Origin of the sequence: Streptococcus parasanguinis, assembly GCF_001578955.1 — a bacterium.
Classification (GTDB): domain Bacteria; phylum Bacillota; class Bacilli; order Lactobacillales; family Streptococcaceae; genus Streptococcus; species Streptococcus parasanguinis_U.
In genome coordinates this window covers 367,970-374,129 of sequence record NZ_KQ969690.1, presented here as the reverse complement: position 1 = coordinate 374,129, position 6,160 = coordinate 367,970, and the positions used below count along the sequence as shown (strand labels likewise).

Below are 6,160 nucleotides of genomic sequence, written 5' to 3'. Positions count from 1 at the left end.
TTCAGGAAAAACTTCTTGAAAGGCCGCTAAAATGATTTCCTTGATCTGATACACATAAAGGTTGTACCAAGAAAAGACAACAAACTCATCATATAAGTCAACCGTAAAGCCGCCAAAACCATCTCCCTCTTGGTTAAAGAGACGAAAAGCAGTTGTCTTCTCATCCTCATAATAAGAACGACGATATTGCTTGGCTTTGATGAAAAGTTCCATAAAAAAGGCTTGATCAAAAGCAACCAACTCTTGAGAAACAAACCATCCAATCCCTTTATTCTGTTCAGATAAGTATCCGACTCCGAGGGATTGTCCATCACCTGAAAGCAATTGAATCGCTTGATCCAAGGTAGGAAGCGAATCAAAGTCTTGCTTTTCAAGGAGCGATTGTCCTTGTTTTAGTTTTCGAGCTACTTGCCGACTGACTGTGAGTTTTTTCATACCCTCTATTATAGCAAAAGTCTGCAGTTTTCACAAAGGGAGGCTTTATTTACTGGAACTTTTTTTACCATTTTATCCTAGCTCTCATCATTTAGCTTTAAACGATATAAAATACCGAATCTCTCCTATTTCTTTCCTCTTCTTTACAGTCATTTTTTTCTTTCTCCATAAAAATGTGGTATACTTGTATATGAAAATTTTTAGGAAATAAGACAAGGAAGTAACATTTTGTGAAAAAAATTACGAATTCGATACTCAATTTCATGAGTACCAGACTAGGATTTGTCTTGACCCTTCTGCTGCTCTACTGGTTCAAAACCATGTGGGCCTATTCAGTTGATTTTAACTTAGACATTCAGGGACCTTATCAGATCTTTCTAGCAGTGATCAACCCATTTCCGGTCAGCTTACTTTTAATCGGTCTAGCACTCTATATCAAACCTACCAAGCTCTTTTATAGTTTGGCTTTTGGGATCTACCTTCTCTTATTTATCTGGTTGATTTCCAATTCCATTTATTATCGAGAATTTACAGACTTTGTAACAGTTAATACCATGTTGGCTTCCAGCAAGGTTTCCGCCGGTCTTGGAGCTGCAGCTTTAGAATTGTTCCGCCCTTGGGATGTGATTTATATTTTAGATTTCCCGATTCTAGCTTTCTTCTTCTTTAAGAAATGGATTCGAATGGATAACCGTCCCTTCAATAAACGAGCTAGTTTTGCGATCACATCTTTGTCTGCTATGCTCTTTTCGGCCAATCTTTTCCTTGCAGAAATTGACCGGCCTGAGCTCTTGACACGTGGGTTCTCAAACTACTATGTTGTTCGTGCCTTGGGTCTTCCTGCTTTTCTAGGATACAGCGCTAATCAAACTTATGCTGCCAACAAAGAGCGTTCCAAAGCCTCTGAGGCAGATCTAAAACCGGTTGAAGAATATATCCAACAGCATTATGCCAAAGCTAATCCTGAGTACTTCGGAATGGCCAAAGGCCGTAATGTCATCTACATTCACTTGGAAAGTTTCCAACAATTCTTGATCGATTACAAGTTGAAAGTAGACGATAAAGAATATGAAGTGACGCCTTTCTTAAATTCCCTCTATCATTCGAAGGAAACCTTTGCCTTTTCGAATGTCTTTAACCAAGTCAAGGCAGGGAAAACGTCCGATGCTGAAACCATGATTGAAACTGGACTCTTTGGACTCAACCAAGGTTCCTTTATGGTGAACTATGGCGGAACCAATACCCAACAGGCTGCACCATTTTTTCTTTCAAAAAATGGTTACAACTCGAGCGCTGTTTTCCACGGGAATGCTGGAAGTTTCTGGAATCGAAATACCGCCTATAAACAATGGGGCTACAATTATTTCTTTGATGCCAGCTACTTCACCAAACAAAACAGTAGCAATTCCTTCCAGTATGGTCTTAATGACAAATACATGCTCAAGGATTCCATCAAATACCTAGAAAGATTGCAACAGCCTTTCTATACTAAGTTCATTACGGTTTCCAACCACTACCCTTATACGACTAGCTTGTCAGGAGATGATCTTGGATTCCCTCTTGCTAAGACACAAGACGAAACCATCAATGGCTATTTTGCGACCGCTAACTACCTAGATTCTTCGATCAAGGCCTTCTTTGATTACTTGAAAGAATCTGGTCTTTACAAAAACTCCATCATCGTCCTCTACGGGGACCACTACGGAATTTCAAACTCCCGAAACCCAGCTCTCGCCCCACTGCTTGGTAAGAACTCTGAAACTTGGTCAAGCTATGACAATGCCATGTTGCAACGAGTACCTTATATGGTAGTCGTTCCAGGTATGGATAAAGGAGGCATCATTGATACCTATGGTGGTGAGATCGATATGCTCCCAACCTTAGAACATTTGCTGGGCATTGAGTCCAATAAATTTCTCCAAGTTGGTCAAGATATGCTCTCACCAGATCATGATCAAATTGTAGCCTTCCGCTCTGCTAACTATTTTGTAACTCCTGAGTATACGAGCTATAGCGGCCGGACCTACTATACAAAAACAGGTGAGGAAATCACTAATCCTGATGAAAAAACCAAAGAAGAACTGGACAAGATTAGGGAAGCTGCTAACCTGCAATTGAAGATTAGTGATAGCATCCAGACCGGTGACCTCCTCCGCTTCTTCAAGGGCAATGATCTTGGAAAAGTCAATCCAGAAGATTATTCCTACACCAATTCCTTCAAGGCATTGAAGAAGATCGAAAAAGAAAAAGGTGACAAATCAACCAGCCTTTATAACCAACGTGGCAACCAGTCTACTGTCGATCTCTTCAAGGCACCAACTTATAAAGAATTGCACCCAGAAGATGATAGTTCTTCCTCAACTGAGACGAGTAGCAGTTCCTCAAAATAAAAGCAACCCCTGAGTAAAAACTCAGGGGTTTTGCGATTTCTTAAAGAAGTATCATACCTTACTTTTATCTAAGACTTCAAAAATAGAAGCTGTTAAATTCTCCACATAGAAGGGACGTTTATGGCGACTATTCCCAACCATTAATTTCAATTTATCTGAATTTTGGAGGTAATATGGAAGCCCGCTGGCATTGAAGATGACCACATACTTCTTGTCTCCTGTTAGTTCATAGATGACAAGACCACTGGTATCTGTCGCAGATTGGATAAAGACTTGTTGGTAGATGTTATCATAGCTTTCAAGCCCTAAGACAGGAAGACTTGTCTTCAAGGCGATCAAGCTTCGGATGTAGGCGATCGATTCCTTATTCTGACTGACCAAATCCCAATTGACCTGATTCACAAAATCTGGAGCATTGTAAGAATTCATGGCCCGCTCACGATCCAAAGGTGTGATCTCTCCATCAGGACCTGTCGCTACCAATTTAGTCCGCATAAACTCTTGACCCAATTGCATAAAGGTCATGCCCTGAAAGAGCAGATTCATGGCCGTAGCCAACTCTGAGCGCTTGACCAATCCTGCTACTTTTTCATTCGGATGAAGGGTCTGAAGCAAGTCATAGAGATTATAATTGTCATGAGCCTCCACATAATTCAAGACCTGATTGGGACTTAAATAATGACCAAGCTCCGCACTACCTAGAACAGCACGCGCAACGATATTCTCCGTCGATTTTCGGCTGACAAAGCCACGTTTGATGGAACCATAAACCTCAGCCCCTTTAATGGCATCGCGCTCCGTATCATTAAAGAATCCAATTCTTGGCAATTGCGCTGCATTATCTTTCTTAGCCTTGTCCTCTGGTGCGAGACCTGTTCCCATGTCCCAACCTTCTCCGTAAAGGAGAATGCGAGGATCCAGAGCGTCCATTGCCTCCCGAATAGCATTCATCGTCCTTACATCGTGAATCCCCATCAAATCAAAGCGGAAGCCATCGATCTGGTACTCTTTGACCCAGTGCGTGAGGGAATCTATCATGTACTTGCGGTACATTTCATGCTCACTAGCTGTTTCATTACCGACACCTGTCCCATTTTGGAAGCGGCCATCCGGCTCCATCCGGTAATAATAATCGGGCACTGTATTTTGGAAAGGACCATGTTCGGTCGAATAGATATGATTGTAGACCACATCCATGACCACAGAAATTCCTGCCTCATGATAAGCCCGGATCATGGTTTTGAGCTCTTTCATGGTTTGTTTCGGATTGGATGAATCTGTTGAAAAGCTAGTTTCTGGTGCAGAATAATTCTGAACATCGTAACCCCAATTGTAGGTCACCTGGCCTTCTTCGTCGTACTGTTTAAAGCGATCAGAGATCGGCTGCAGTTGCACGACATTGACTCCTAACTGACGGATATAATCAAAAGCAGTTGCATCACCATGGCTATTAACGGTTCCTTCTTGGCAAGCCCCCAGATAGGTCCCTCGCAAAGACTCGTCCACACCTGATGTCGGTGACTTGGTCAAATCCCGAAGGTGCATCTCATAAATCACTGCTTGACAAGGGTTATCCAAGCGCCAAGGAGTCGCATCGGCTCCTTTTTTAGGACCCCAATCAAACTGACGATCTGCTCTTGAAAGAATGGCAGAGCGCATCCCGTCCGCTGTCGTTGCAATGCTATAAGGATCGCGCGTCACTTGAGTATGGTGTTCAAAATGCACACGATATTGATAAGCCATGCCACTTAAATTTCCTAGAAAATCTAAAATCCAAACACCATGGGTATTTTCTGGGTGGTAGCTAGACTCTTGTTTACCACGCGTCATCTGCATGCTTTTCCAAATAGGCGCATCCAACTCTGTTGATTGATAAAGCAACAATTCAACTTTCTTAGCCGTTGGAGCCCACAGTTTAAAGCAATGCTCCCCTTCTTCCTCCCGATGACCGAGCCATCCTTGATACGCCCATTTAGCATCAAACTCTCTAGGGCGCATCGCCATATCGTAGGCATGAGGCTGACGATGGCTGTATGCATGACTCGTCAAAGCAGCTTGCAAAGAATAATAGACTGTATCGTCTCCATCGAGAATCCATACTTCTCGAACATAGCCTTCTGGTAAGAGTTCGATTTCAAAATCACGGGTCTTGGTGAGCCAATCCCCTTCTTTAACCAGGACATGGCCCCGGTTCAAGGCACCCTCACTCTCGTATACCAGATTTCCCTCTACTCCAAAATAATCCAACTTGGAGAAAGAGACTGATTTTCCTTCTACTTGATCCTGCCACTGCCACATATCATAGGCAAAATAATTTCCTTTTTGCTTATGAAAATGAAGCTTTACCTGGTATTGTCGCATAACATTTTCCTATTTCCAATTTAATACCGAAGGAACCATTCCTCGTGAAACACGTACGTGGCTCTAACTATTTGTTTTTATTCTTCAGATGTGTGAACCAAAGCATCGTTGTTGATTTCATCAATATTTGCAAAGAATTCCAAGTGATTATGGAAGACTTCCAATTCAACTGGAGTATCTCCTCCGTACTCCCCATCTAGATTGATGCGGAATGGTTGAGCATTTTTCCCTAACATTTCGATCGTCAACTTCTTGGTTTTGAGATATTCTACATTTTCATCGTGCACATGCTTGCCCCCATTGATAGCCTGAATCATCAGGGACAACATGTTAAAGAGCTTAGCAGTTTTTACGATAATCAAGGTAAAGTTCCCATCATCAAGCTTAGCATCTGGCGCGACACTTTCAAAGCCAGCAATCGAGTTGGTCAAGGCCACAAAAATCATAGACGCTGGCCCTTCAAAGACACCATTGTCGTGCTCAATCCGCACCTTCCGAGCCTTGTTTCGCGGCAACATTTTAGCAGCTTCTGCCACATAAGCAAAGTAACCCAAGCGAGATTTAACACTACTTGGAACACTGAAAGTCAATTCTGTCATGGTTCCTGCTGCAGCAATGTTGATGAAATACTTACTGCCATAGGCACGACCAATATCCATTTGAATGGTTTGGTTTTTTTCTATAATGCGAGCAGCCGCCACAGGATCTCCCATCGGGATCTTCAAGGCACGCGCATAGTCATTGGTGGTACCGGTCGGAATAAAGGCCATCTGCGGACGATTTTCCAGACCTGCGACCCCATTGACCACTTCGTTAATCGTACCATCTCCACCAGCGGCAATGATTAAATCAAAGCCTGCTTTAGCGGCTCTTTCTGCTTCATTTTGGGCAGAAAATGGTTCAGGAGTCGTTTGATAAGCGCTGGTTTCATAGCCCACGTCTTCAAGTACGTCCAAGACTTCCGCAATATTTTT

General features: G+C 42.7%; 3 protein-coding genes and 1 pseudogene. 1 reads left to right on the top strand and 3 read right to left on the bottom strand.

Annotated elements, in window-relative coordinates; translation table 11 throughout:
- Positions 1-435, bottom strand: a pseudogene (locus SPADD19_RS11565) (class I SAM-dependent rRNA methyltransferase); the annotation flags it as partial.
- 230 nt (positions 436-665) lie between these two features.
- Here SPADD19_RS11565 and SPADD19_RS05635 point away from each other — a divergent pair.
- Positions 666-2,825 carry an LTA synthase family protein gene (locus tag SPADD19_RS05635; protein ID WP_061455474.1) on the top strand — a complete coding sequence of 720 codons (2,160 nt, stop codon included), beginning with the start codon at positions 666-668 and terminating at the stop codon, positions 2,823-2,825.
- Positions 2,826-2,876: 51 nt separating this feature from the next.
- Here SPADD19_RS05635 and pulA read toward each other — a convergent pair whose 3' ends face one another.
- Positions 2,877-5,186, bottom strand: coding sequence for a type I pullulanase (pulA, locus tag SPADD19_RS05630; protein WP_061455473.1), 2,310 nt, complete (start codon positions 5,184-5,186; stop codon positions 2,877-2,879).
- A gap of 77 nt (positions 5,187-5,263) precedes the next feature.
- On the bottom strand, positions 5,264-6,160 hold an 897-nt coding region (locus SPADD19_RS05625), incomplete at its 5' end, for a diacylglycerol kinase family lipid kinase (RefSeq protein ID WP_241496487.1).